The 21,416-nt window shown below is 65.1% G+C and carries 24 protein-coding genes; all 24 read left to right on the top strand.

Annotation, left to right across the window (positions count from 1 at the left end; translation table 11 throughout):
• Positions 1-14: 14 nt before the first annotated feature.
• The 24 genes from A9Z00_RS02975 (at position 15) to A9Z00_RS02860 (ending at position 21,405) form a co-directional block, all read left to right on the top strand.
• Positions 15-629, top strand: coding sequence for a UbiX family flavin prenyltransferase (locus A9Z00_RS02975; protein WP_483316261.1), 615 nt, complete (start codon positions 15-17; stop codon positions 627-629).
• Positions 592-1,464, top strand: coding sequence for a menaquinone biosynthetic enzyme MqnA/MqnD family protein (locus tag A9Z00_RS02970; protein WP_296974172.1), 873 nt, complete (start codon positions 592-594; stop codon positions 1,462-1,464). The genes A9Z00_RS02975 and A9Z00_RS02970 overlap by 38 nt, the downstream gene beginning before the upstream one ends.
• A complete protein-coding gene (locus tag A9Z00_RS02965) occupies positions 1,461-2,435 on the top strand; it encodes a polyprenyl synthetase family protein (protein ID WP_296974730.1) in 975 nt (324 codons plus the stop codon). The genes A9Z00_RS02970 and A9Z00_RS02965 overlap by 4 nt, the downstream gene beginning before the upstream one ends.
• Positions 2,436-2,479: 44 nt before the next feature.
• Positions 2,480-2,923 (top strand): nucleoside-diphosphate kinase, encoded by a 444-nt coding sequence (gene ndk, locus A9Z00_RS02960; RefSeq protein WP_296974170.1) that lies wholly within the window; start codon positions 2,480-2,482, stop codon positions 2,921-2,923.
• A gap of 40 nt (positions 2,924-2,963) precedes the next feature.
• Positions 2,964-3,752: a CheR family methyltransferase gene (locus tag A9Z00_RS02955; protein WP_296974169.1), complete on the top strand. Its 789-nt coding sequence runs from the start codon at positions 2,964-2,966 to the stop codon at positions 3,750-3,752.
• A 56-nt stretch (positions 3,753-3,808) separates the two neighbouring features.
• Complete coding sequence (locus A9Z00_RS02950) at positions 3,809-3,967, top strand: hypothetical protein (protein ID WP_296974165.1); 159 nt, start codon at positions 3,809-3,811, stop codon at positions 3,965-3,967.
• A gap of 423 nt (positions 3,968-4,390) precedes the next feature.
• A complete protein-coding gene (gene aroC, locus A9Z00_RS02945) occupies positions 4,391-5,560 on the top strand; it encodes a chorismate synthase (protein ID WP_296974163.1) in 1,170 nt (389 codons plus the stop codon).
• Positions 5,560-6,663, top strand: coding sequence for a 3-dehydroquinate synthase (gene aroB, locus A9Z00_RS02940; protein WP_296974161.1), 1,104 nt, complete (start codon positions 5,560-5,562; stop codon positions 6,661-6,663). The genes aroC and aroB overlap by 1 nt, the downstream gene beginning before the upstream one ends.
• Complete coding sequence (aroH, locus tag A9Z00_RS02935; protein ID WP_296974160.1) at positions 6,660-7,043, top strand: chorismate mutase; 384 nt, start codon at positions 6,660-6,662, stop codon at positions 7,041-7,043. The genes aroB and aroH overlap by 4 nt, the downstream gene beginning before the upstream one ends.
• 570 nt (positions 7,044-7,613) lie before the next feature.
• Complete coding sequence (gene trpE / locus A9Z00_RS02930; RefSeq protein WP_296974159.1) at positions 7,614-9,155, top strand: anthranilate synthase component I; 1,542 nt, start codon at positions 7,614-7,616, stop codon at positions 9,153-9,155.
• A gap of 39 nt (positions 9,156-9,194) precedes the next feature.
• On the top strand, positions 9,195-10,247 hold the full coding sequence (gene trpD, locus A9Z00_RS02925; RefSeq protein ID WP_296974156.1) for an anthranilate phosphoribosyltransferase: 1,053 nt from the start codon (positions 9,195-9,197) through the stop codon (positions 10,245-10,247).
• The gene (trpC, locus tag A9Z00_RS02920; RefSeq protein ID WP_296974153.1) at positions 10,237-11,031 is read left to right on the top strand and encodes an indole-3-glycerol phosphate synthase TrpC; all 795 of its coding nucleotides are present in this window, start codon (positions 10,237-10,239) and stop codon (positions 11,029-11,031) included. The genes trpD and trpC overlap by 11 nt, the downstream gene beginning before the upstream one ends.
• Positions 11,028-11,684, top strand: a complete 657-nt coding sequence (locus A9Z00_RS02915) for a phosphoribosylanthranilate isomerase (protein ID WP_296974151.1) — start codon at positions 11,028-11,030, stop codon at positions 11,682-11,684. Before trpC ends, A9Z00_RS02915 begins: the two co-directional genes overlap by 4 nt.
• Complete coding sequence (gene trpB / locus A9Z00_RS02910) at positions 11,681-12,877, top strand: tryptophan synthase subunit beta (RefSeq protein ID WP_296974149.1); 1,197 nt, start codon at positions 11,681-11,683, stop codon at positions 12,875-12,877. Before A9Z00_RS02915 ends, trpB begins: the two co-directional genes overlap by 4 nt.
• Entirely contained in the window at positions 12,874-13,680 is an 807-nt protein-coding gene (gene trpA / locus A9Z00_RS02905) for a tryptophan synthase subunit alpha (protein ID WP_296974148.1), read from the top strand. The genes trpB and trpA overlap by 4 nt, the downstream gene beginning before the upstream one ends.
• Positions 13,681-13,815: 135 nt before the next feature.
• Entirely contained in the window at positions 13,816-14,913 is a 1,098-nt protein-coding gene (gene hisC, locus A9Z00_RS02900; RefSeq protein ID WP_296974146.1) for a histidinol-phosphate transaminase, read from the top strand.
• A gap of 5 nt (positions 14,914-14,918) precedes the next feature.
• The gene (locus tag A9Z00_RS02895; RefSeq protein ID WP_296974144.1) at positions 14,919-16,010 is read left to right on the top strand and encodes a prephenate dehydrogenase; all 1,092 of its coding nucleotides are present in this window, start codon (positions 14,919-14,921) and stop codon (positions 16,008-16,010) included.
• Between the two features lie 566 nt (positions 16,011-16,576).
• Complete coding sequence (locus A9Z00_RS02890) at positions 16,577-17,167, top strand: RNA polymerase sigma factor (protein WP_296974142.1); 591 nt, start codon at positions 16,577-16,579, stop codon at positions 17,165-17,167.
• Complete coding sequence (locus tag A9Z00_RS02885; protein WP_296974141.1) at positions 17,164-17,772, top strand: anti-sigma factor family protein; 609 nt, start codon at positions 17,164-17,166, stop codon at positions 17,770-17,772. Before A9Z00_RS02890 ends, A9Z00_RS02885 begins: the two co-directional genes overlap by 4 nt.
• A 31-nt stretch (positions 17,773-17,803) precedes the next feature.
• Complete coding sequence (locus tag A9Z00_RS02880) at positions 17,804-18,397, top strand: histidine phosphatase family protein (protein ID WP_296974140.1); 594 nt, start codon at positions 17,804-17,806, stop codon at positions 18,395-18,397.
• Between the two features lie 148 nt (positions 18,398-18,545).
• Positions 18,546-19,787, top strand: coding sequence for a hypothetical protein (locus tag A9Z00_RS02875; RefSeq protein WP_296974137.1), 1,242 nt, complete (start codon positions 18,546-18,548; stop codon positions 19,785-19,787).
• A 141-nt stretch (positions 19,788-19,928) separates the two neighbouring features.
• Positions 19,929-20,102, top strand: coding sequence for an IDEAL domain-containing protein (locus A9Z00_RS02870; RefSeq protein WP_296974135.1), 174 nt, complete (start codon positions 19,929-19,931; stop codon positions 20,100-20,102).
• 119 nt (positions 20,103-20,221) lie between these two features.
• On the top strand, positions 20,222-20,656 hold the full coding sequence (locus A9Z00_RS02865) for a DUF2487 family protein (protein WP_296974132.1): 435 nt from the start codon (positions 20,222-20,224) through the stop codon (positions 20,654-20,656).
• Between the two features lie 218 nt (positions 20,657-20,874).
• Positions 20,875-21,405 carry a Rieske (2Fe-2S) protein gene (locus A9Z00_RS02860; protein WP_296974131.1) on the top strand — a complete coding sequence of 177 codons (531 nt, stop codon included), beginning with the start codon at positions 20,875-20,877 and terminating at the stop codon, positions 21,403-21,405.
• The last annotated feature ends 11 nt before the right edge of the window (positions 21,406-21,416 follow it).

Raw genomic sequence — 21,416 nt, 5'->3', positions numbered from 1 at the left:
AGTGGGTCGTCGGCATGACGGGCGCGAGCGGCTGCGCCTACGGCATCCGGCTGATCGAGGCGCTGCTCGGCGCGGGGGTTGAGGTCCATCTCGTGATCTCGGAATCGGGATGGCGGGTGCTCCGCGAGGAGGCCGGCTGGGATTCGGGCCGGCGAGCGGAAGAGCTGGACCGCCGGTTCGGCGGCGCGCTGACCGACGGCCGCATCCGCTACTATCCGCAGGACGACGTCGGCGCGAAGATCGCGAGCGGATCGTTCCTCCATGACGGCATGGTGATCGCGCCGTGTTCGATGGGGACGCTCGCGGCGATCGCAAGCGGCGCTTCGGACAATCTGCTCGAGCGCGCGGCGGACGTCGCGCTGAAGGAAGGGCGCAGGCTGATCCTCATGCCGCGCGAGACGCCGCTTCACGCGATCCATCTCGAGAACATGCTGAAGCTCGCGCGGCTCGGCGTCCGGATCGTTCCTGCGATGCCGGCATTTTACTACCATCCCGCCACGATCCGTGATATGATCGACTTCATGGTCGGCAAATTGCTGGACAACATGGGAATCGGACACAACCTGTACAGACGATGGGGAGATGACGGACTTGGCGGCGGAACGCGAGATCACGGTGGGCCGGATTGATTACGCGAACGTCTGGCCGATCTTCGACCGTTTCGAGGAATGCCTGGCCGAGGCGGGCGTTTGCAACGTCCGCGTCATAAAGGGCGTTCCGTCGGAACTGAACCGCGCGCTGTCCGAAGGGACGATCGACGTGTCGGCCATCTCGTCGTTCGCCTACGGCCAGCGGTTCGACGAGTACGAGCTGCTGCCCGATCTGTCGATCAGCGCGGACGGCGAGGTGATGTCCGTCCTGCTCTTCCTGAAGCGGCCGCTGGAGGAGGCGCTGCGCGGCCGGATCGCGGTGACGACGGCTTCCGCGACGTCGGTCAACCTGCTGCGCATCGTGCTGCAGGGCCGCTACGGCCGCTGTCCCGAGCTGATTGCGATGGAGCCCGATCTCGGGGCGATGCTGGAGCGGGCGGACGGCGCGCTGCTCATCGGAGACCCGGCGATCCGCGCTTCCTGGAACGCCGGCCCGGAACTCCAGGTGCTCGACGCGGCGCGCATGTGGAAGGAATGGACCGGGCTCGGCATGACCTTCGCGCTCTTCGCCGTGCGGAGGGAAGCCTGGCGGGAGGCGCCGGAGACGATCCGGGGCGTCCACGAAGCGCTGCTCGAGAGCAGGCGGCGGACGCTGGCCGATGTCGGCGGACTTGCGCGCAAGGCGGCAAAACGGTTCGGCGGCGGGGAAGACTATTGGGAGCGGTATTTCCGCACGCTGCGATACGGATTCGGCCCGGGGGAAAGGGAAGGGCTGATCCATTACTACGACTGCGCGTTCCGGATGGGGCTGCTTGAGCGGCGGGTCGCTCCCGCGACGTGGCCGGATCACGCAGCGGCATGGGTGAATGGATGAGACTGACCGATTTGTACGCAGGATTGGAGCATGATTTGAACATCATCGAGCAGGAATTGGAGCGGAGCGTGACAAGCGACCACGCGCTGCTGAGCGAGGCGGCGAGCCATCTGCTCAAGGCGGGCGGCAAGCGGATCCGTCCCGCCATCGTTCTGCTCGCTGGGAAGTTCGGGGACTACCGCCTCGACGTGCTGAAGAAGGTGGCGGTTCCGCTGGAGCTGATCCACATGGCGTCCCTCGTGCACGACGACGTGATCGACGACGCGGATACGCGGCGCGGACAGCTTACGGTCAAGTCGAAGTGGGACAACCGGGTCGCGATGTACACGGGGGACTACATCTACGCGAAAGCGCTCACGATCATCGCCGAGCTGAGCGATCCGCTGCTGCACCAGGCGCTCTCGCGGGCGATCGTGCAGATGTGCATCGGCGAGATGGAGCAGATCCGCGATTTCTTCAACACCGCGCAGACGGTGCGCAACTACCTGCTGCGCATCCGGCGGAAGACCGCGCTGCTCATCGCGATCAGCTGCCAGCTCGGCGCGGCGGCGGCCGGGGCGCCGCCGGCGCTCTACAACCGGCTGTACCGCTACGGCTACAACATCGGCATGGCGTTCCAGATCCGCGACGATCTGCTCGATGTGCTCGGGACGGAGCGGCAGCTCGGCAAGCCGCCGGGATCGGACATCCGCCAGGGCAACATTACGCTGCCCGTCCTGCTTGCGCTCCGCGATCCGGAGGTGCGGGACGAACTGCTCGGGGAGATCGCGAAGATCCGCGACGCGGACGGACGGGCGGACTGCTCGCGCGCCATCGGGCTGATCCGCGCCAGCCGGGGAATCGAAGAGGCGGAACGGCTGGCCGTCCGCTATGTCGACAAGGCGATCGGCCTGCTGGACGGACTGCCGGACATTCCGGCGCGGCGAACGCTGGCGGAGCTGGCCCGTTTCGTCGGCAGGCGCAACTACTGAAGACCGGGCGCATCGGCGCCCGGCCGCACGGGAGAGGAGAGCAATTGGAACGGACGTTTCTGATGATCAAGCCGGACGGCGTGCAGCGCGGCCTGATCGGGGAGATCGTGTCGCGCTTCGAGCGCAAGGGACTGAAGCTCGTCGCGGCGAAGTTCATGAAGATGTCGGAGGAGCTGGCCGCGAAGCATTACGCCGAGCATCAAGGCAAGGATTTCTACGAGCCGCTGATCCGGTTCATCACGTCGGGACCGGTGTTCGCGATGGTATGGGAGGGCGACAACGCCGTCGCGCTGGCCCGCGCGCTGATCGGCAAGACGAACCCCGCGGAGGCGGCGCCGGGGACGATCCGCTCGGATTTCGCGGTACATACGAGATACAACCTCATCCATGGATCGGACTCGCCCGAGAACGCGGAGCGCGAGATCGCGAACTTCTTCCGGCCGGAAGAACTGGTCGAGTACGAGCTCGACCTCGGTCGCTGGATTTGAGGACCGCCGGAAGGACGTGGCGCTTTCGGGGGAGGGACCCATGGAGGACGCGGATTTCGCCCTGTTCATCCAGCGGGTGAAGCAGAAGACGAACATCGATCTGTCCCAATACAAGGAAGCCCAGATGAAGCGGCGGCTGACGACGCTTCGCCTGAAGCACGGATACGGCACGTTCGCCGAATTCTGGGAGGCGATGCAGCGCGACGAGAAGCTGATGAACGAGTTCCTCGACCGGATGACGATCAACGTGTCCGAATTCTGGCGCAACGCGAACCGCTGGGCCGCGCTCGAACAGCGGTTTCTCCCGGAGATGCTGAAGGCCGGCGGAACCTTGCGCATCTGGAGCGCCGCCTGTTCGACGGGGGAAGAACCCTACACGATCGCGATGATCCTCGACCGGCTCGGCGCGCTCGCGCGGGCGGACATCCTGGCCACGGACATTGACGCCAACGTGATCGAGAAGGCGAAGATCGGGCTGTATCCGGATCGTTCGCTCCGAGAAGTGCCGTCCGATTACCGCCGCTTGTATTTCACCGAGGCCGAGGGCGGCTGGCGTGTCTCGGACAAGCTGATCCGCGCCGTCCGGTTCCGGCGGCACAATCTGCTCCATGATCCGTTCGGCTCCGATTACGACCTCATCATCTGCCGCAACGTCCTGATCTACTTCACGGAAGACGCGAAGCACGAACTGTATCACAAATTCGCGCGGGCGCTCCGGCCGGGCGGCCTGCTGTTCGTCGGCAGCACCGAGCAGATCTTCACGCCTTCCCGGTACGGCCTGGAATCGGCGGAGACGTTTTTCTACCGGCGCAAGCGGGAACATGCATAACCGCCGCCAATCCCTCCCATACTGACGGTGAATCCCGACTGCGACGGAGGGGTGGAATGGACAAGCGTGTGGTCATTGCCGCCTACAGGCGCGGATGGATCACGATCCGGGAGTGCGCGCAGCTCCTCGGGCTGGACACCGCGCAGGTGACGGGTCTCCTGAAGGCCGACCGGGAAACCGGCGGCCGGCGGAGGAAGCGCCATGCCCACGGCTGATGACATCGCAATCCCAAGGGCCGGCTTTGGAAGAGCCGGCCTTTCTCGCGCGGAATCTCCGGTGCCCGTGCCGGTTCGGGATGGATGCATCCGGCGCCGGGACGTCCGGCTTCCCGGAGCGCATGCCGATCCGGCCCTTTCGGTAAGCGAAATCGCCATCTCCGCTCCCTCCCCGCGTTCTTGTCCCCTTCGGTCAACCAGATCGCCATCCCCGTTCATACTCCTTGCAGCCTTCTCGCCTCCGATCCCTCCGATCAAACGGAGTCCCCGGCCGGCGCCTCTTCGGCAACTTGCGGGCGCACCTCTGCGATTCCTTGTCAAACGAACGGACGCTATACTATAATGAGCGAAGGCAACGGGGCAACAAAACCGGACGGAAATGACAGCGAAGCGCGGCCTCAAGGCCGCCGGGGGGAATTGCGGATGACGCTCAGGTATCTGACGGCAGGCGAGACGCACGGGCCGCAGCTGACGGCCATCGTCGAAGGACTGCCGAGCAATCTGAAGATCGATTTCGACGAACTGAACTACCAGCTGCAGCGCCGCCAGAAGGGCCACGGCCGGGGACGGCGCATGCAGATCGAGCAGGATACGGCGAAGATCGTCGGCGGCGTGCGCCACGGCCGCACGACCGGCGCGCCGGTCGCGATCGTCATCGAGAACAAGGACTGGAAGCATTGGACGACCGTCATGAGCGTCGAGCCGGTCGAGGGCACCGACGAGACGAAGCGCCGGGTCCACCGCCCGCGTCCCGGTCATGCCGACCTGAACGGCGGGCTGAAGTACAATCTGCGCGACCTGCGCGACGTGCTCGAGCGGTCGAGCGCCCGCGAGACGGCGGCGCGCGTCGCCTGCGGCGCCTTGGCCCGGCAGCTCCTGGCCGAATTCGGCATCAAGATCGGCGGACAGGTGATCCGCATCGGCGAGATCGAGGCGCCGAAGCACAATCTGCCGCTCGACGAGATCATCCGGCTGACGGAGGAATCGCCGGTCCGCGTCGTCGACAAGGAGACCGAGGCGAAAATGATGGCCCACATCGACCAGGTCCGGCAGGAGGGCGACACCCTCGGCGGCATCGTCGAGTGCATCGTCGAAGGCGTGCCGGTCGGCCTCGGCAGCCACGTGCAATGGGACCGGAAGCTTGACGGACGGATCGCGCAGGCGGTGCTCTCGATCAACGCGTTCAAGGGATGCGAGATCGGCATCGGTTTCGAGGCGGCGAAATTGCGCGGCTCGCAGGTTCATGACGAAATTCTGTACGAGAAGGGCCGCGGCTTCTACCGGGCGACGAACCGGGCGGGGGGCATCGAGGGCGGCATGACGACCGGCGAGGCGATCGTCGTGCGCGGCGTCATGAAGCCGATTCCGACGCTCTACAAGCCGCTGCGCAGCGTCGACATCGACACGAAGGAACCGTTCACCGCCCAGGTCGAGCGCTCCGACACCTGCGCCGTTCCCGCCGCGTGCGTCGTCATGGAGCACGTGGTGGCCTGGGAAGTCGCGAAGGCGTTCCTCGAGAAATTCGGCGGCGATTCCGTCGAGGAAATCCGCGCCAACCTGAACAACTACCTGAAGCAACTGGAGGCTTATTGATGCGGGAACTTGCGGTGCAGCTCGGCGAGCGGTCCTACCCGATCTACATCGGGGAAGGCCTGCTGGAGCGGGCGGCCTTCTATTTCGACAGGCACGGCGTCGGCAGGCAGTCGCCGCTGCTCATCGTGACGGACGAACGGGTGGGCCCGCTCTATCTGGACAAGCTGGAGTCCGGGCTTCGGGAGGCCGGATACCGCACGGCCGTCGCCGTCGTTCCCGCGGGCGAACGGGCGAAATCGCTGGCGCAGTTCGAAGCGTTGATCACGGCCGCGCTGAACGCCGGGCTTGACAGGAATTCGGCGATCGTCGCGCTCGGCGGCGGCGTCGTCGGCGATCTGGCCGGCTATGCGGCGGCCGCGTACATGCGCGGGATCCGGTACATCCAGGTGCCGACGACGATTCTCGCCCACGACAGCAGCGTCGGCGGCAAGGTCGCGGTGAACCATCCGCTCGCGAAGAACATCATCGGCGCATTCCATCAGCCGGTGATGGTGCTGTACGACCTCGGGACGCTCCGCACGCTGCCGCCGCGCGAGGTGAGCAACGGCCTGGCGGAGGTCGTGAAACACGGGCTGATCCGAAGCGCCGAATTCGTCGCCTGGATCGACGCGAACGCGGACCGGCTGCGCGCGCTCGATCCGGACGCGCTCGGATACGCGCTCTATTTCGGCTGCAAGGTGAAGGCGGAGATCGTCTCGCAGGATGAGCGGGAGAACGATCTGCGCGCGGTCCTCAACCTGGGACACACGATCGGACACGCGCTCGAAGCGGCGGGAGGATATGGGGAGCTCCTGCACGGCGAGGCGGTCGCGATCGGCATGGTGGGCGCGGCGCGCATCGGCGTGGAACTCGGGGCGCCGCGGGAAGTCTACGAGGTGACGAAGCGGGTGCTCCTGAAGTGCGGGCTTCCGGTCCGGCTTCCCGCCCATTACGACATCGACGCGATCATGGACGCGATGAGCCACGACAAGAAGTTCAGGGAAGGCCGCATGGTGTACATCGTGCCGAAGGCGATCGGCGAGGTCTACATCGAGCGGAACATGTCCGCGGAGCGGGTGCGGCGCGTCCTGGAAGAGCTGAAAGAGGAGGAGCAGGTGTCATGACCGTGCGGGGAATCCGCGGAGCGACGACCGTCGAGGCGAACGAGGAGCGGGTGATCCTCGAGGCGACGTCGGAGCTTCTGAAGCGGATTGTCGAGGCCAACGGGATCGTGCCGGAGGACATCGCCAGCATCATCGTCACGGTGACGCACGATCTGGACGCGATATTTCCGGCCCGCGCCATCCGCCAGCTTCCGGGCTGGGAGCTGGTGCCGCTCATGTGCGCGCTGGAAGTGCCGGTAAAAGGCAGCCTGGAGAAATGCATCCGGCTGATGGTGCACGTCAACACGGACAAGCGGCAGGACGAGATTCGCCACATCTTCCTGGGCCGGGCCCGGGAACTTCGTCCGGATCTCGCCGGCGACGCGGACAACACGCCGTAATCGGCTTCATCGATTCAACGGGCCAGCCGGGATGTCGGGCTGGCCTTTTATCCTTGAATGGTTGATGCTTCCGGGGGGACGGGCGGATGCCGGAGATCGCGAACGAAGAACGGATGGCGTTCCCGTCGATACCTGCATCGAAGTTATGGACGAAGCGCGGATGGTGGTCGGATCGGCCGACGGGAGGCAGCTGATTCTGACGTGGGATAAGCGTTCAAGGAAATATGAAGTTTCGCCGGAATGGAAGACTTCGGGTTGACGATTTCCGCCGGATCCGTTATAGTGTAAGTATTCTTCCGCGCGGCCGGAGGGCCGGCGCGGGCGAGACGAGACGAGCAGAGCGTGGATGAGACGAGACGAGACGAGGCGGTTTCGCGGCCGCTGCGCTGCAGACGGCCGGGATGCGGCATGCTCCGGAGACTGCCGGATGCGGCCGCGCAAGCATCGTCATACATGCGCATTCCAGGCTCCTGCCGTCGGCGGGAGCCTTTTTTGATGCGATCGTCCGGATCGTCCGGGCTCCGGTCGGACGCGTGTCCGGTCGGACGCTCTGCAGGAGGAGGATGCAGCATGTCCCGGGAGCTTGAACAAGTCATCCGCCTGGCTTCCAGCTACAACCTGATTCCGATCGCGCGCAGCATCATGGCGGACACGGAGACGCCGATCCGGCTGTTCCAGCATTTCGCGAACGACCGGCGCGCGTTCCTGCTCGAGAGCGTCGAGGGAGGCATGAAATGGGCCCGCTACTCGTACATCGGCACCGATCCGTTCATGATCATCCGCGGCAAGAACGGGCGCATGACGATCGAGCGGGACGGCCGGATCGAAGCATGCGAGGGCAAGCCGCTCGAGCTGCTGAAGGCGCACCTCCGGTCGTACCGCAGCCCGGCGCTTGATGGTCTGCCGGCGTTCACCGGCGGCGCGATCGGATTCTTCGCCTACGATCTGCTCCGGTATTACGAGCGGCTGCCCGCGCACCGGATCGACGATCTGCAGATGGACGACATCCATTTCCTGTTCTGCGACCGGCTTATCGTATTCGACCATTTCAAGCAGCAGGTGCAGGTCATCGCGAACGTTCACGTGCCGGAAGGCGCGACCGACCGGGACATCGAGGCGGCTTACCGGGACGCGTGCCGGAAGATCGACGCGCTCATCGAGCGCATCAGGAAGCCGCTGCCGGAGCCGGTCCTGGCCGGCATGGCGGCGCCGGAAAGCCCCGATCTCGGGGATGTCCGCTCCAACGTGACGAAGGAGGCATTCATGGCGAACGTGGAGCGGGCGAAGGAATACATCCGGGCGGGCGACATTTTCCAGGTCGTGCTGTCGCAGCGGTTCAGCATCGAGACCGATGTCGATCCGCTTCACGTCTACCGGGTGCTGCGCACGATGAACCCGTCTCCTTACCTGTATTACCTGAAGTTTGACGATGAGGTGATCGTCGGCGCTTCGCCGGAGGTGCTCGTGAAGGTGGACGGCCGCAGGGTCGAGACGCGTCCGATCGCGGGCACGCGTCCGCGCGGCAGGACGCCGGAGGAAGACCTTGCGCTCGAGCGCGAGCTGCTTGCCGACGAGAAGGAACGGGCGGAGCACGTGATGCTCGTCGATCTCGGCCGCAACGACATCGGGCGCGTCGCCGAGTTCGGCACGGTCAAGGTGGACGCGTACATGGAGATCGAGCGGTATTCGCACGTCATGCACATCGTCTCGAACGTGTCCGGCACGCTCCGGGAAGACAAGGATTTCTTCGACGCGCTCGTCTCCTGCATGCCGGCGGGGACCGTCTCGGGGGCGCCGAAGCTCAGGGCGATGGCGATCATCGCCGAGCTCGAGCGGGAGGCGCGCGGCGCCTACGCGGGCGCGATCGGCTATCTCGGCTTTGCCGGCAGCCTGAACACGTGCATCACGATCCGGACGATCGTGTTCAAGAACGGCAAGGCTTACGTGCAGGCCGGCGCCGGCATCGTCTGGGATTCGGTGCCGGAGAAGGAGTATCAGGAGACGGTGAACAAGGCGATGGCGCTGCTGAAGGCGATCCGCACGGCGGAGGCCGCGTTCCCGGCGGAGCGCAAAAAGCGGGTTCTGCAGGCCGCGCCGAATCTCGACTACTGAACATTTCACGGATGATGCGCACGAAGGGAGAGGTGGAGCATGGAACAGGCGGTCAAGGGGATGACGATGCAGGAAGCGCTCGCGCATCTGATCGCGGGCAAGGATCTGTCGCGCGTGCAGGCGGAGGAAGTGATGGCCCGGATCATGGACGGCGAGGCGACGCCGGCGCAGATCGCGGGCGTGCTCACGGCGCTCCGGATGAAGGGCGAAACGGTGGACGAAATCGCGGGGTTCGCGAAGGTCATGCGCGAGAAATCGCACCGGGTGAGGACGGTGCAGGAAGGCCTGCTCGATACGTGCGGCACCGGAGGATCGGGCATCCGCAAGTTCAACGTCTCCACATCGTCCGCCATCATCGCGGCGGCGGCCGGCATCCGCGTCGCCAAGCACGGCAACCGGGCGATGTCCGGGAAGGCCGGAAGCGCCGACGTGCTGGAGGCGCTCGGCGTCAACATCCGGCTGACGCCCGAGCAGGCGGCGGAATGCCTCGCCGAGACGGGCATCTGCTTCCTGTTTGCGCAGATCTACCATCCGTCGATGAAGCACGCGGCGGGTCCGCGTCGGGAGCTGGGCGTCCGGACGATCTTCAATCTGCTCGGTCCGCTGACGAACCCGGCCGGCGCCGACCGGCAGCTGCTCGGACTGTACGACCGGACGAAGACGGAGACGATCGCCGAGGTGCTGCGCGAGCTCGGCATCCGGAGGGCGATCGTCGCCGGCAGCTTCGACGGCCTGGACGAGATCAGCATCTCGCGGGAGACGCAGGTGTCGGAGCTGAAGGACGGCGAAATCCGGACCTACGTACTGAAGCCGGAGGATCTCGGCCTGGAGCGCCGCCCGCTCGAGGCCGTCGCCGGAGGGACGCCGGAGGAGAACGCGGCGATCGTCCGCCGCGTGTTCCGAGGCGAGGAGCGCGGCGCCTACCGGGACTTCGTGCTCGCGAACGCCGGCGCCTGCATTTACCTCGGGGGCAAGGCGGAGACGCTGAAGGCGGGCGTCGAGGCGGCCGCGGCCGTCATCGATTCGGGCGCCGCCGAGGCGAAACTCGAGGAACTGATCCGGAAGACGGGGGAATTCGCCGATGTATCTTGATCGCATCGTGGCCGTGAAGCGCCGCGAGGTTGAGGAACTGAGAGAACGGCTGGATCCGGCCGGGGCGGAACGCCGCATCGCGGAGCTCCCGCCGTGCCGCGGCTTCCTGCGAGTGCTCGCGGAGGGTCGGCGGAGGGAGATCGGCCTGATCGCGGAGGTGAAGAAGGCGTCGCCTTCCAAGGGGCTGATCCGGGACGATTTCCATCCGGTCGAGCTCGCCCGCGGGTACGAGGCGGCCGGCGCGGACTGCCTGTCCGTCCTGACGGACCGCGAGTTTTTCCAGGGCGCGAACGAGTATCTCACCCGGATCCGCGATGCCGTCGGGCTTCCGCTCCTGCGCAAGGATTTCACGATCGACCCGTTGCAGATCTATGAAGCGCGGCTGATCGGCGCCGACGCGATTCTGCTCATCGCCGCGATCCTCAAGCCGGATGAGCTCGCGAGCCTTCACCGGCTGGCGAAGGATCTCGGCATGGACGCGCTCGTCGAAGTGCATGACCGGCGGGAAATGGAGACGGTGCTGGAACTCGGCATCGACGAGCTCGTCGGCATCAACAACCGCGATCTGCGTACGTTTGTGACGGATCTGAAGACGACGGAGGAGCTGGCCGGCCTCGCGCCGGACCATGCGATCCTGGTCAGCGAGAGCGGCATCGCGTCGCCGGACGACATCCGCCGCGTGCGGGAGGCGGGCGCGCGCGCCGTGCTGATCGGCGAACATTTCATGCGGCAACCTGACGTCGGAGAGGCGGTCCTCCAGCTCATGGGCCCGGTCCGGCGATGAGCGTGCGCATCAAAATCTGCGGGATCCGCAACCCGGACACGATCCTCGCCCTGGACGGCCTGCCGATCCACGAGATCGGCTTCGTCTTCGCGAAGAGCCGGCGGCAGGTCACGCCGGAGGAAGCGGCGGAGCTGATCCGCGCGGCGCGGTCGCTGCGCTGCGCGGAAGGGCGTCCGCCGCGCGCGGTCGGCGTCTTCGTCGACGCCTCGCCGGAGTCGCTTGCCGGGGTGCTGCGGATCGCGCCGCTCGACATCGTGCAGCTTCACGGCTCGGAGACGCCGGAGATCTGCCGGCGGATCCGCTCGGAGCTCGGCGTCCAAGTATGGAAGGTGTTCCCGATCCGTGGCGGTGATGCTCCGGCCGGCGAGCGGATCGCGCCCTTCGGGGGCGCCATCGACGCCGCGCTGATCGACACCGCCGGCGGCGGCACCGGCACGGCGTTCGACTGGCGGGTGATCGCCGACTACAAGGCGGCGGCGCATGCCATCGGGGTGCCGCTCTATGTCGCGGGCGGCCTGAACGAGCACAACGTAAGGGAACTGGTCGACGTCCACGCGCCGGACGGCGTCGACGTGTCCAGCGGCGTCGAGACGGACGGCGTGAAGGACCCGGACAAAATCAGAAGCTTCGTCGGAAGGGTGGCGGAAGGATGAACCGGATGCCGGACGAACACGGCCGCTTCGGCCGATTCGGCGGCCGCTATGTGCCGGAGACGTTGATGAACGCATTGTTCGAACTGGAAGAAGCCTATCTGAAATTTTCACGGGATCCCGATTTCCAGGCCGAGCTGGACGAACTGCTCCGGCAATATTCGGGCCGGCCGACGCCGCTCTATTTCGCCGCGCGGCTGACGGAGCGCCTCGGCGGGGCCAAAATCTATCTCAAGCGCGAAGACCTGAACCATACGGGCGCGCACAAGATCAACAACGCGCTCGGCCAGGGGCTGCTCGCGAAGCGGATGGGCAAGACGAAGGTGATCGCGGAGACGGGCGCCGGCCAGCACGGCGTCGCGTCGGCGACGGTCGCCGCGCTGCTCGGCCTCGAGTGCAAGGTGTTCATGGGCGAGGAGGACATGAAGCGGCAGGAGCTGAACGTCTTCCGGATGCGCTTGCTCGGCGCCGAGGTGGTGCCGGTCACGAGCGGCACGCGCACGCTCAAGGATGCCTGCAACGAGACGCTGCGCTATTGGGTCAGCCATGTCGAAGATACCTATTACATCCTCGGATCCGCCACCGGCCCGCATCCGTACCCGATGATGGTGCGTGACTTCCAGCGCGTGATCGGCGTCGAGGCGCGGGAACAGATGCTTCGGGCGGAGGGCCGCCTGCCGGATGTCATCGTGGCGGCGGTCGGCGGCGGGAGCAACGCGATCGGCATGTTCCATCCGTTCCTGGAAGACCGGGAGGTGAAGCTGGTCGGCGTCGAGGCGGGCGGCCGCGGGCTCGACACGGACGAGCATGCGGCGACGCTTACGAAGGGTCGCCGGGGCGTGTTCCAGGGGTCGTTCAGCTATGTGCTGCAGGATGAATACGGCCAGGTGCTGCCGGCGCACTCGATTTCGGCGGGTCTCGACTATCCCGGCATCGGGCCGGAACACGCCTGGCTGAAGGAAACCGGTCGCGCCGAGTACGTGCCGATCACCGACGCCGAAGCGGTCGAGGCGGTGCAGGTGCTGGCGGCGACCGAAGGAATCATCCCCGCGCTCGAGTCGGCGCATGCGGTCGCGCACGCGCTCAAGCTGGCGCCGACGCTCCCGAAGGATGCGATTGTCGTCGTCAATCTGTCCGGCCGGGGAGACAAGGACGTGGAATCGATCATGGCGTATCTGGAGGGGGATGGCCGGTGAACCGGATCGACGCGACATTCGAAGGGCTGCGCCGGGAAGGGAAGTCCGCCCTCATCCCGTTTCTCACGATCGGCGACCCGGATCCGGCGACGTCGGCGGAACTGATCGCCGCATGCGCCCGGGCCGGTGCCGACATGATCGAGCTCGGCGTGCCGTATTCCGATCCGCTCGCGGACGGCCCGGTCATCCAGCGCGCGTCCGAGCGCGCGCTCGCAAACCGCGTGACGCTGGAGGACGTCGTCCGCACGGCGGCGGAGGCGCGCGGGCTCGGGGCGGATATCCCGTACATTTTGTTTTCCTATTATAATCCGATTCTCCAGTACGGGTTCGACCGGTTCATCGGGCTGCTGAACGAACACGGCATCAGCGGCATCATCGTGCCGGACCTGCCGATGGAAGAGGACGGGGAGCTGCGCGCCAGGACGGAGGAAGCCGGCATTCATCTCATTCCGCTCGTCGCGCCGACGTCCCGCGAGCGGATCTCCCGGATCGTCGCGCGGGCAAGGGGATTCGTCTACTGCGTATCTTCGCTCGGCGTGACGGGCATGCGCTCGGCATTTCATGCGTCGATCGACGCGTTTCTCGCGGACGTGGCGGAAGCGTCGCCGGTGCCGATATGCGTCGGATTCGGCATTTCGAACCGGGAGCAGGTGCTCGGGTTCCGCGGGAAGACGGACGGCGTCATCGTCGGCAGCGCGATCGTGCGCAAGATCGAGGAGGTCCTGCCGCTGCTCCGCGATCCCGCCACGCGGGCCGAAGGCGTGCGGCGGGTGGAGGATTTCATCCGGTCTTTGCGCGTCTGATCCCTTGCCGAATGCCGGCGGATGTGCGACAATTTGATCTGTGACAAGCGCGCGAAGCGGCGTCCCCGCGTTGCCGGACGGCGCCGCATCTTCACGTGTCCGCTCGCGCGATCCGAATGTTCGAGGTGAACCGCTGTGCAGCCCAAACCCCAAATCGTTCATCTGCCGGTCTATCAGCCGGGAAAACCGATCGAGGAAGTGAAGCGTGAGCTCGGCCTGACCGAAGTGATCAAGCTTGCGTCGAACGAGAATCCGTTCGGCTGTTCCGAAGCGGTGAAGCAGGCCGTCATCCGCGAGATCGCCAACACGAGCCTGTATCCGGACGGCGCGGCCGTCGAGCTGACGGAGGCGCTCGCCGCGCATCTCGGCGTGGGAACGGATCAGCTCATCTTCGGGGCGGGATCGGACGAAGTGATCCTGATGATCGCCCGCGCCTATCTCCTGCCGGGAGACGAGACGATCATGGCCGACGAGACGTTCCCGCAGTACCGGCACAACGCGGAGATCGAGGGCGCGAAGATCATCGAGGTGCCGCTCAAGGACGGCCGCCACGATCTCGAGGCGATGCTCGCAAAAGTGACGGATCGGACGAAGATCGTCTGGATCTGCAATCCGAACAACCCGACCGGCACGATCGTGACGAGGGACGAGCTCGACGCGTTCATGGCGAAGGTGCCGCCGCACGTGCTCGTCGTGCTCGACGAAGCGTACTTCGAATACATCGACGATCCGTCCTACCCGGACGGCGTCGAATATGTGAGACGCTATCCGAACCTGATCGCGCTCCGCACGTTCTCGAAGATCCACGGTCTTGCGTCGCTCCGGATCGGCTACGGCATCGGCCGGCCGGACGTCATCCGCACCGTGAACCAGGTGCGGGAGCCGTTCAATACGACGCGCTTCGCCCAGGCGGCCGCGAAGGCCGCGCTCGGGGACCGGGCGTTCGTCGAGGAGAGCAGGCGGAAGAACGCCGAAGGGCTCGCCTATCTGAAAGCCGAGTTCGACCGCCTCGGCCTGAAATATTTCGAGCCGTACGGCAATTTCGTCATGTTCGACGCGTGCAGGCCGTCGCAGGCGGTGTTCGAGGCGCTGTTGCGCAGGGGCATCATCGCGCGGGCGCGCTGGAAGCATTATCCGACGCACATCCGCATCACGGTCGGAAGCGCCGAGCAGAACCGCAAGTTCATCGAAGCGCTGGAGCAGGCGCTGCAGGAACTGGCGGTTGAGGTCTGATTCCCATGACCACGATCGCGATCTTCGGCGTCGGACTCATCGGCGGTTCGCTTGCGCTCTGCTTCAAGGGCAAGCCCGGCTTCCGCGTCATCGGGCATTCGTACCGGGAGTCGTCGATCGGGCGGTATCTCGCGCGGGGCGTCGTCGACGCGGCGACGACTTCGATGGAAGAGGCGGCGCGGGACGCGGATTTCATTTTCCTGTGCGTGCCGGTCGGCAACCTCGAGGATTACCTGCGCCGGCTGGCCGCGATGAAGCTGAAGCCCGGATGCATCATCACGGACGTCGGCAGCACGAAGGCGTCGATCGCCGCCTGCGCGCGCTCGCTCGATTTCGGCGAAGCGGTGTTCATCGGCGGCCATCCGATGGCGGGCAAGGAGAAATCCGGCGTCGAAGCCGCCACCTCGCTGCTGTTCGAGAACGCCTATTACGTGCTGACGCCGGATCCGGACACGCCGAAGGAGGCCGTCGAGCGGCTGGCGGCGCTGATCCGCCACACGAAGGCGAACATCGTGTATGTCGATCCCGAGGAGCACGACGCGATCGTCGGCGCGATCAGCCATCTGCCGCACGTCATCGCGGTGCAGCTCGTGAACCAGATCCGGTTGTACAACGAGACGAATCCGCTTTATTCCGCGCTCGCCGCGGGCGGCTTCCGCGACATCACGCGCATCGCCTCGAGCGATCCCGTCATCTGGCGCGACATCCTGATCAACAATCGGGAAGTCGTGATCCGGCTGCTCCGGGAGTGGCAGGTGGGCATCGGCGATTTCATCGGCATGCTGGAGCGGATGGACGGCCCCGGGGTGGAGGAGGCGTTCCGCACGGCCGGCGAGTTCCGCAGCAGCCTGCCGGAACGCCGGCGCGGCGTCATCGAGCCGCTCTACGAATGCTACATCGACGTGCCGGACCATCCGGGCATCATCGGCAAAATCGCGACGGAGCTCGGCAACGATCGGATCAACATCAGCAATCTGCAGATCATCGAGAGCCGGGAGGACGTGCCGGGCATCCTGCGGCTGTCGTTCCGGACGCAGGAAGACTTCGACCGCGCGGTGCGGAAGCTCGCCGGCATGGGATTCGAAGTCAACGTGTAGCGCGGGCGCCGGGCCCCGTGCGGCTCGGCCTGCCTTCCGCGGCCGCATGGGCCGGAGGGCCAATTTGTAAACGCATACTTGACAAATTGAAAACGGATACATATACTTTGAATTACAGTATGGTTTCTCTCCACTCCTATCCAAATCATTTGCACCTGTTTCGTGCAGCCACCCTTGCGGGTGGTCATTTTTTTTGATAAAAATCCCGTTTCCCTGCACCAAATGCGGCATTCGTTCGTCTATATACATGGTGCGGCGGGCGCGGAAAGAACCGGGAACTTCCCAAAATGTGAATCTGTGATACAATGACGGTATGTGCCTTGTAAAATGCTGGGGATCGTCTCCGATTCGGCACAAACGGAAGGATTTCGACATTCCGGCTCGAATTGAAAACTCATGGTTGCCGCCGGCGGGGAACGCTCCCGCGGCGGCCGGCGGGACATCGCCCGTACGCGCGGCCCGGCATGAAGCTTCCGGGCGGCGCAACTTTTGCCTTCCGGACCGGTACAATGTATTGACGCGGATCCGGGAGGGCGATCACCGCAGCCCAAGGAGGGGCACTGCCCATGACCGACTCCCAACTGATCCGTGAAATCAAGGACGGCAACGTCCAGGCATATTCGGAACTGATGCGGCGCTATCAGCGCAAAATTCTGGCATTCATCCACCATATGCTGAAGGGAGCCGGCCTCGACCTGTTGGCCGAGGACCTGTGCTCCGAGACGTTCTACAAAGCCTACCGCAGCCTCCATTCGTTCCGCGAAGGCGACGCATCGTTCTCCACCTGGCTCTACACGATCGCGCGCAACACGGTGCTCAGCGAGCTGCGCAAGCAGAAGAGCGGCAACGTCTCGCTCGACGAATCCGGCCTGGTGCCGCTCGCGCCGCCGGAAGCGGCGCCGGAACAGCGTCTGTTGCAGCAGGAGCGGATGAACCTCGTGCGCGAAGCGATCAACCGGCTGCCGGAGAAGCAGCGTTCCGCGCTGATCCTGCGCGAATACGACCAGCTGGATTACCAGGAGATCGCGGCGGTGCTCGGTCAGTCCGTCAGCGCGGTCAAATCGCTGCTGTTCCGCGCGCGGGCCAGCGTGAAATCCCAACTGGAGCCGTATTTCAATCCGTCTTACGTGGAGTACGAGGAGATGAAAGCACGATGAATTGCGAACAGGCGCAGCAATGGTTCGCTCTCGTCTGGGATCTGCCCGGAGACGATCCGGAACGGCTGGCATTCGAGGCCCATCTGGCCGAATGCGAACGGTGTGCGGAAGAATTCCGGATTTGGGAAGAAAGCGAGTCGATGCTCCGCCGGCTGCCTTACGAGGAGGCCGGGGAAGAGACGGGCGAGAGCATCACCCGTTCCGTCATGGAGCGGATTTACCGGGAAGATTTCTGGCTGATTCCGGTCAAGGACCGGACGTACCGTTGGTCCGAATCGTTCCGCCGCGGCGTGTCGGCCGCCATGGCTTTCTTCCTCGCAATGTTCACCTGCGCATTCGTCTACATGGCGATCGGCCGTCCCGAGAAGCCGGCCGCCGACGAGCAGATCGCGAGGCTGACCGGCATGATCGACACGATCAGTTCGATCGAGGGCGCCGCGCCCATCAGCATCGAGTTCTATCAGGATATGCCCGTGGCAAGCATCAGCGGACCCGTCGTGCTCACCGTCGTACCCACGTATCCCCATTACTGGATCGCGCTTTCGATTCTCGGCATGATCATGACGCTGCTGACGATCAACTGGTTCTCGCGCACGCGCAGTTGACGTGACGGCCGCTTTCCCGGGAGGTTGGGCGTTGATCATCGGACTCATCCGGCACGGCGAGACGGAATGGAACGCCGCCGGCCGCATTCAGGGACAAACCGACATTTCGCTCAGCGAAGCCGGCGTCCGGCAGGCATACGCTTTGGCGGCCCGGCTGAAATCGGAAGGAAGAAGCTGGGACGCCGTCATCTCGAGCGACCTGAAGCGCGCCCGGGAGACGGCGCGGATATTGGCCGACGAGCTCGGCCTGCCGCTGCTTCCGCCCGATCCGCGGATCCGGGAACGTTCCTTCGGACTTGCCGAGGGTACGACCGAAGAGGAGCGGCTGGCGCGCTGGGGACCGGACTGGCGCTCCCTGGACATCGGGCAGGAGAGCGACGAGGAAGTGCGGAGGCGATGCCTTGCGTTCATCGAGGAATGGCGGGCCGCAAGGCCGGGCATCCGGCTGCTCGTCGTATCCCACGGCAGCGTTCTCGCCGTGCTGCTGCGCGCGCTGTGCAAGGACCTGGAGGACCGGCGCATCGGCAACATGTCGCTGTCCATCCTCGAATCGGACGGCGCGGGATGGCGCGTCATCCTGCACAACTGTTCGAAGCATCTGGATCGGTTGGAGAAGCGAAGCTGACCCTGGAGGGATCCGAAGGGTCGGCTTCTTTTTTTCGCCTCGCGCGCCTTCCGGCGGATCGGCCGGTCCGGTTCGGGCCCGGCGTCACGTTTGTTTTCTTCCCCTTCTTCCCATAATGGGAATAGACCCGCAGAACGGAGGGGACGGCATGCTGCTGGCCGAAATGCTGGGTTACGCGGACATTTCGCAGCTGTTGCGGATCGCCGAGACGTACCGCCTGGAGTGCGACGGGCATTCGAAGCACGAGCTGATGCAGTCGATCATGGCGGCCGTCTGCGAGAAGGGCCGGTTCGAGGCGCTCCTCGACGGTCTCTCGCTCGAGGACGAGCGGTTCCTCCATTCGCTGCTCTTCGACGACCGCGACGCGTTCAGCCTGGAGGAGTTGCTCGCGCGCGTGCGGAGCAGCCGGTTCGACGCGGAGCGGAAGCCCGGCACCCCCGAGGAGGTCGCGGCCGTGCGGCTCGAAATGGAACCGGCCGAGCCCGCCCCGGAGAAGAAGCCGAAGAAGAAGCGGAGCAGGGCGGAGGCGCGCGCCGAATCCGCACGGGACGGCGGACCGTCCGCTTCCGGCTTGCGCGAGACGATCTCGCGCTTCAAGCAATACGGTTGGCTGTTCAACGGCACGAACGGCACGAGCCGGTATCTGTTCCGCATGCCCGAGGATCTGAAGGGGCGGTTCCGCGACGTGCTGGCGCAGCGTCTCGCGAGACGGCTCGTCTACACGGAAGAGCCGCGCGCGTACCGGGACGAGCAGGAACTGCTCGCGGAAGACGTGCTCGTCCTGCTCGATTACGCGGCGCGCCATGCGGTGCCGCTCACCCGGGAAGGCGCGATGTACAAGCGGAATCTGCTCCGGCTGCTCGAGGCGCTGGCCGTGCGGGAAGAGCTTCCGACGCCGGGAAGCTGGCGGTTCGGATACGGCAGGCGCTTCAAGGATTATCCGGACCGGCTGGCGCTGCTGTACGATTATTGCCATTCAAAAGGGTATCTCGCGGAACAGGACGGCGAGCTCCGGCTGACCGGTGAGGGCGCCGCGCGGCTGGCGAGCCGCGAACCGGAGGATCCGGCGGAGATGTACCGGTTCTGGATCCGGCTTTACCGCGCGGCAATCCCGAACTTGCCCGCACTCGTCCGGCTGATCGACCGGCTGGCGGACCGCTGGGTGACGGTCGATTCGCTGCGCGGGGTGCTCCGGCCGTTCGTCCGGCCGTTCTATTACGACGATCCGGACGCCGTGCTCGACAAGCGCGTCTTCAAGATGATGCTCCATCTCGGTTTGATCCGGATCGGAGAGGACGACGGCGGTCGGGCGGCGCTCCGGATGACGAACGCCGGACGAAAGCTGGTCGCGGGAGTCAGGATCCGCGATGCCGAGCCGATCCCGATCTGAGAGGCGGCGGAACATGGCGCCCGTGCGGGGCATTCGTCCGCGGCAGGGCGTTCGCTGCCGGAATATGCTTGAGTAAGACGTCGGCAGGGATGGACAGCCATCCGGTGGAATCCAACACCGCTTTTTCTGGAGGTGTGTTCCGTGGACAAAATGAAAGCCTACGAGGCGATGCTTTCGCTTGCCGCGGAGATGGTGCTGGACGAGGCGCTGCGCGTCTATCGCAGGGAAAAGCTCTACGCCGAGATCGACAAGGCGCTGGACAACCGCGACGCGGACGGATTCCGGAGGCTTGCGGAAGAATTGCGGACCATATGACCGAAACCCGCCCGGTTACGGGCGGGTTTTGTTTGCCGCCGGCGGTTTCCGGCCCGCCCCCGAATATGGTAAGATGTCCGGGGAGACCAACCGACCGGAAGCGGAGGCCCGAAATCCCGATGAAATTCAGCGACTTCAGCAGCGAACGCTGGGCGGAAATGCAGCTTTATTTCGACACCGCGATCCTGCCGGTCACCGGCCTCAAGGGAACCGAGACGCCGGATGAAGCGACGGCGGCGCTCGAGCGTCTGCGCGATCTGCTCGAGCTGGTCGAAACGCCGTTCAGGGGAAGAACCGTCACCTATCCCGCCCTGCATTACCTGACCGACGGAGCGGAGGCGATCGGCCGGATCGCCTCGGGGCTCAAGGCGGCCGGGTTCCGGCGCGTCATCGTCGTCGCCCTCGACCGTTCGCTCGCGGCGGACGGCGGGGCGATCGACCTCTGGATCGTGCCGGAGCCGGACGGCGGGACGCCGGATGCCCGATCGGTGTCCGAGGCCGTCCAGGCGATGTGGCGGAACCGCCGGGACGCCGCGTCGCCGGCCGGGGAATAGGATGCTTCCCGCGGGGGAAAAATGTGTCGAGATGCGGCAATTGTGACAAATCTTCAACAAAATTCAGAACGATTTTTGGCGCGCTTTCATTTTCAAGGCCTCGTTCTTGACGCTCAATAGGGCCTGGGCTATTATAGGTTATGGTTTTTGGTTCGTCATGGCAGTGGACGGCCTGACATGACCCGCATTTTCGGCTGGCAAAGGGGGTAGAGCAGGAGATGAGCAACCGCGAGCAGCACGAGCAGTCCCATTCGTCCGCGAAGAAAAAGACGATGTCCCGGCGCCAATTTTTGTCGTATACACTCGGCGGTGCGGGCGCGTTCATGGTCGGCGGAGTCGCGCTGCCAATGATCCGCTTTGCGATCGACCCGGTTCTGCAGAAGAAGACGGGCGGCACGTTCGTCAAAGTGGCCCAGGAAAGCGAAATTACGACGGAGCCGAAGGAATTCAAATACCAGATCCATCAGGTGGACGGCTGGTACGAGAGCGATCCGGTGCGCACCGCGTGGATCGCGCGCGACCAAAACGGCGTCATTTTCGCGCTGTCGCCGATCTGCAAGCATCTCGGGTGCACCGTGAACTGGAACACCCACAACGACAACCAATATTTCTGCCCGTGCCACGAAGCGAAATATTCGATTGACGGCAAAAACCTGAAAGTGGCTCCCGCGCCGCTCGACGAATACGAAGTGGAGTTGAGGGACGGCTGGGTGTACCTCGGTCCGGTCAAACCGAATTCGCGAGTCTGATTGGGAGGCGC

This window comes from Thermobacillus sp. ZCTH02-B1 (assembly GCF_002159085.1).
Lineage (GTDB): Bacteria > Bacillota > Bacilli > Paenibacillales > Paenibacillaceae > Thermobacillus.
Note: the sequence above shows the minus strand (reverse complement) of the source record. Positions and strands in the feature narration are given on the sequence as shown.

Excerpts from the sequence above, each read along its gene's own strand:
- trpD (WP_296974156.1), top strand. The coding sequence starts at position 9,195 with ATGGAACAGGCGGTCAAGGGGATGACGATGCAGGAAGCGCTCGCGCAT.
- trpB (WP_296974149.1), top strand. The coding sequence starts at position 11,681 with ATGAACCGGATGCCGGACGAACACGGCCGCTTCGGCCGATTCGGCGGC.
- A9Z00_RS02865 (WP_296974132.1), top strand. The coding sequence starts at position 20,222 with ATGAAATTCAGCGACTTCAGCAGCGAACGCTGGGCGGAAATGCAGCTT.
- trpC (WP_296974153.1), top strand. The coding sequence starts at position 10,237 with ATGTATCTTGATCGCATCGTGGCCGTGAAGCGCCGCGAGGTTGAGGAA.
- trpE (WP_296974159.1), top strand. The coding sequence starts at position 7,614 with ATGTCCCGGGAGCTTGAACAAGTCATCCGCCTGGCTTCCAGCTACAAC.
- aroH (WP_296974160.1), top strand. The coding sequence starts at position 6,660 with ATGACCGTGCGGGGAATCCGCGGAGCGACGACCGTCGAGGCGAACGAG.
- aroB (WP_296974161.1), top strand. The coding sequence starts at position 5,560 with ATGCGGGAACTTGCGGTGCAGCTCGGCGAGCGGTCCTACCCGATCTAC.
- A9Z00_RS02875 (WP_296974137.1), top strand. The coding sequence starts at position 18,546 with ATGCTGCTGGCCGAAATGCTGGGTTACGCGGACATTTCGCAGCTGTTG.
- A9Z00_RS02950 (WP_296974165.1), top strand. The coding sequence starts at position 3,809 with ATGGACAAGCGTGTGGTCATTGCCGCCTACAGGCGCGGATGGATCACG.
- aroC (WP_296974163.1), top strand. The coding sequence starts at position 4,391 with ATGACGCTCAGGTATCTGACGGCAGGCGAGACGCACGGGCCGCAGCTG.
- A9Z00_RS02895 (WP_296974144.1), top strand. The coding sequence starts at position 14,919 with ATGACCACGATCGCGATCTTCGGCGTCGGACTCATCGGCGGTTCGCTT.
- A9Z00_RS02965 (WP_296974730.1), top strand. The coding sequence starts at position 1,461 with ATGAGACTGACCGATTTGTACGCAGGATTGGAGCATGATTTGAACATC.
- A9Z00_RS02915 (WP_296974151.1), top strand. The coding sequence starts at position 11,028 with ATGAGCGTGCGCATCAAAATCTGCGGGATCCGCAACCCGGACACGATC.
- A9Z00_RS02955 (WP_296974169.1), top strand. The coding sequence starts at position 2,964 with ATGGAGGACGCGGATTTCGCCCTGTTCATCCAGCGGGTGAAGCAGAAG.
- A9Z00_RS02890 (WP_296974142.1), top strand. The coding sequence starts at position 16,577 with ATGACCGACTCCCAACTGATCCGTGAAATCAAGGACGGCAACGTCCAG.
- A9Z00_RS02885 (WP_296974141.1), top strand. The coding sequence starts at position 17,164 with ATGAATTGCGAACAGGCGCAGCAATGGTTCGCTCTCGTCTGGGATCTG.
- A9Z00_RS02975 (WP_483316261.1), top strand. The coding sequence starts at position 15 with ATGACGGGCGCGAGCGGCTGCGCCTACGGCATCCGGCTGATCGAGGCG.
- A9Z00_RS02860 (WP_296974131.1), top strand. The coding sequence starts at position 20,875 with ATGAGCAACCGCGAGCAGCACGAGCAGTCCCATTCGTCCGCGAAGAAA.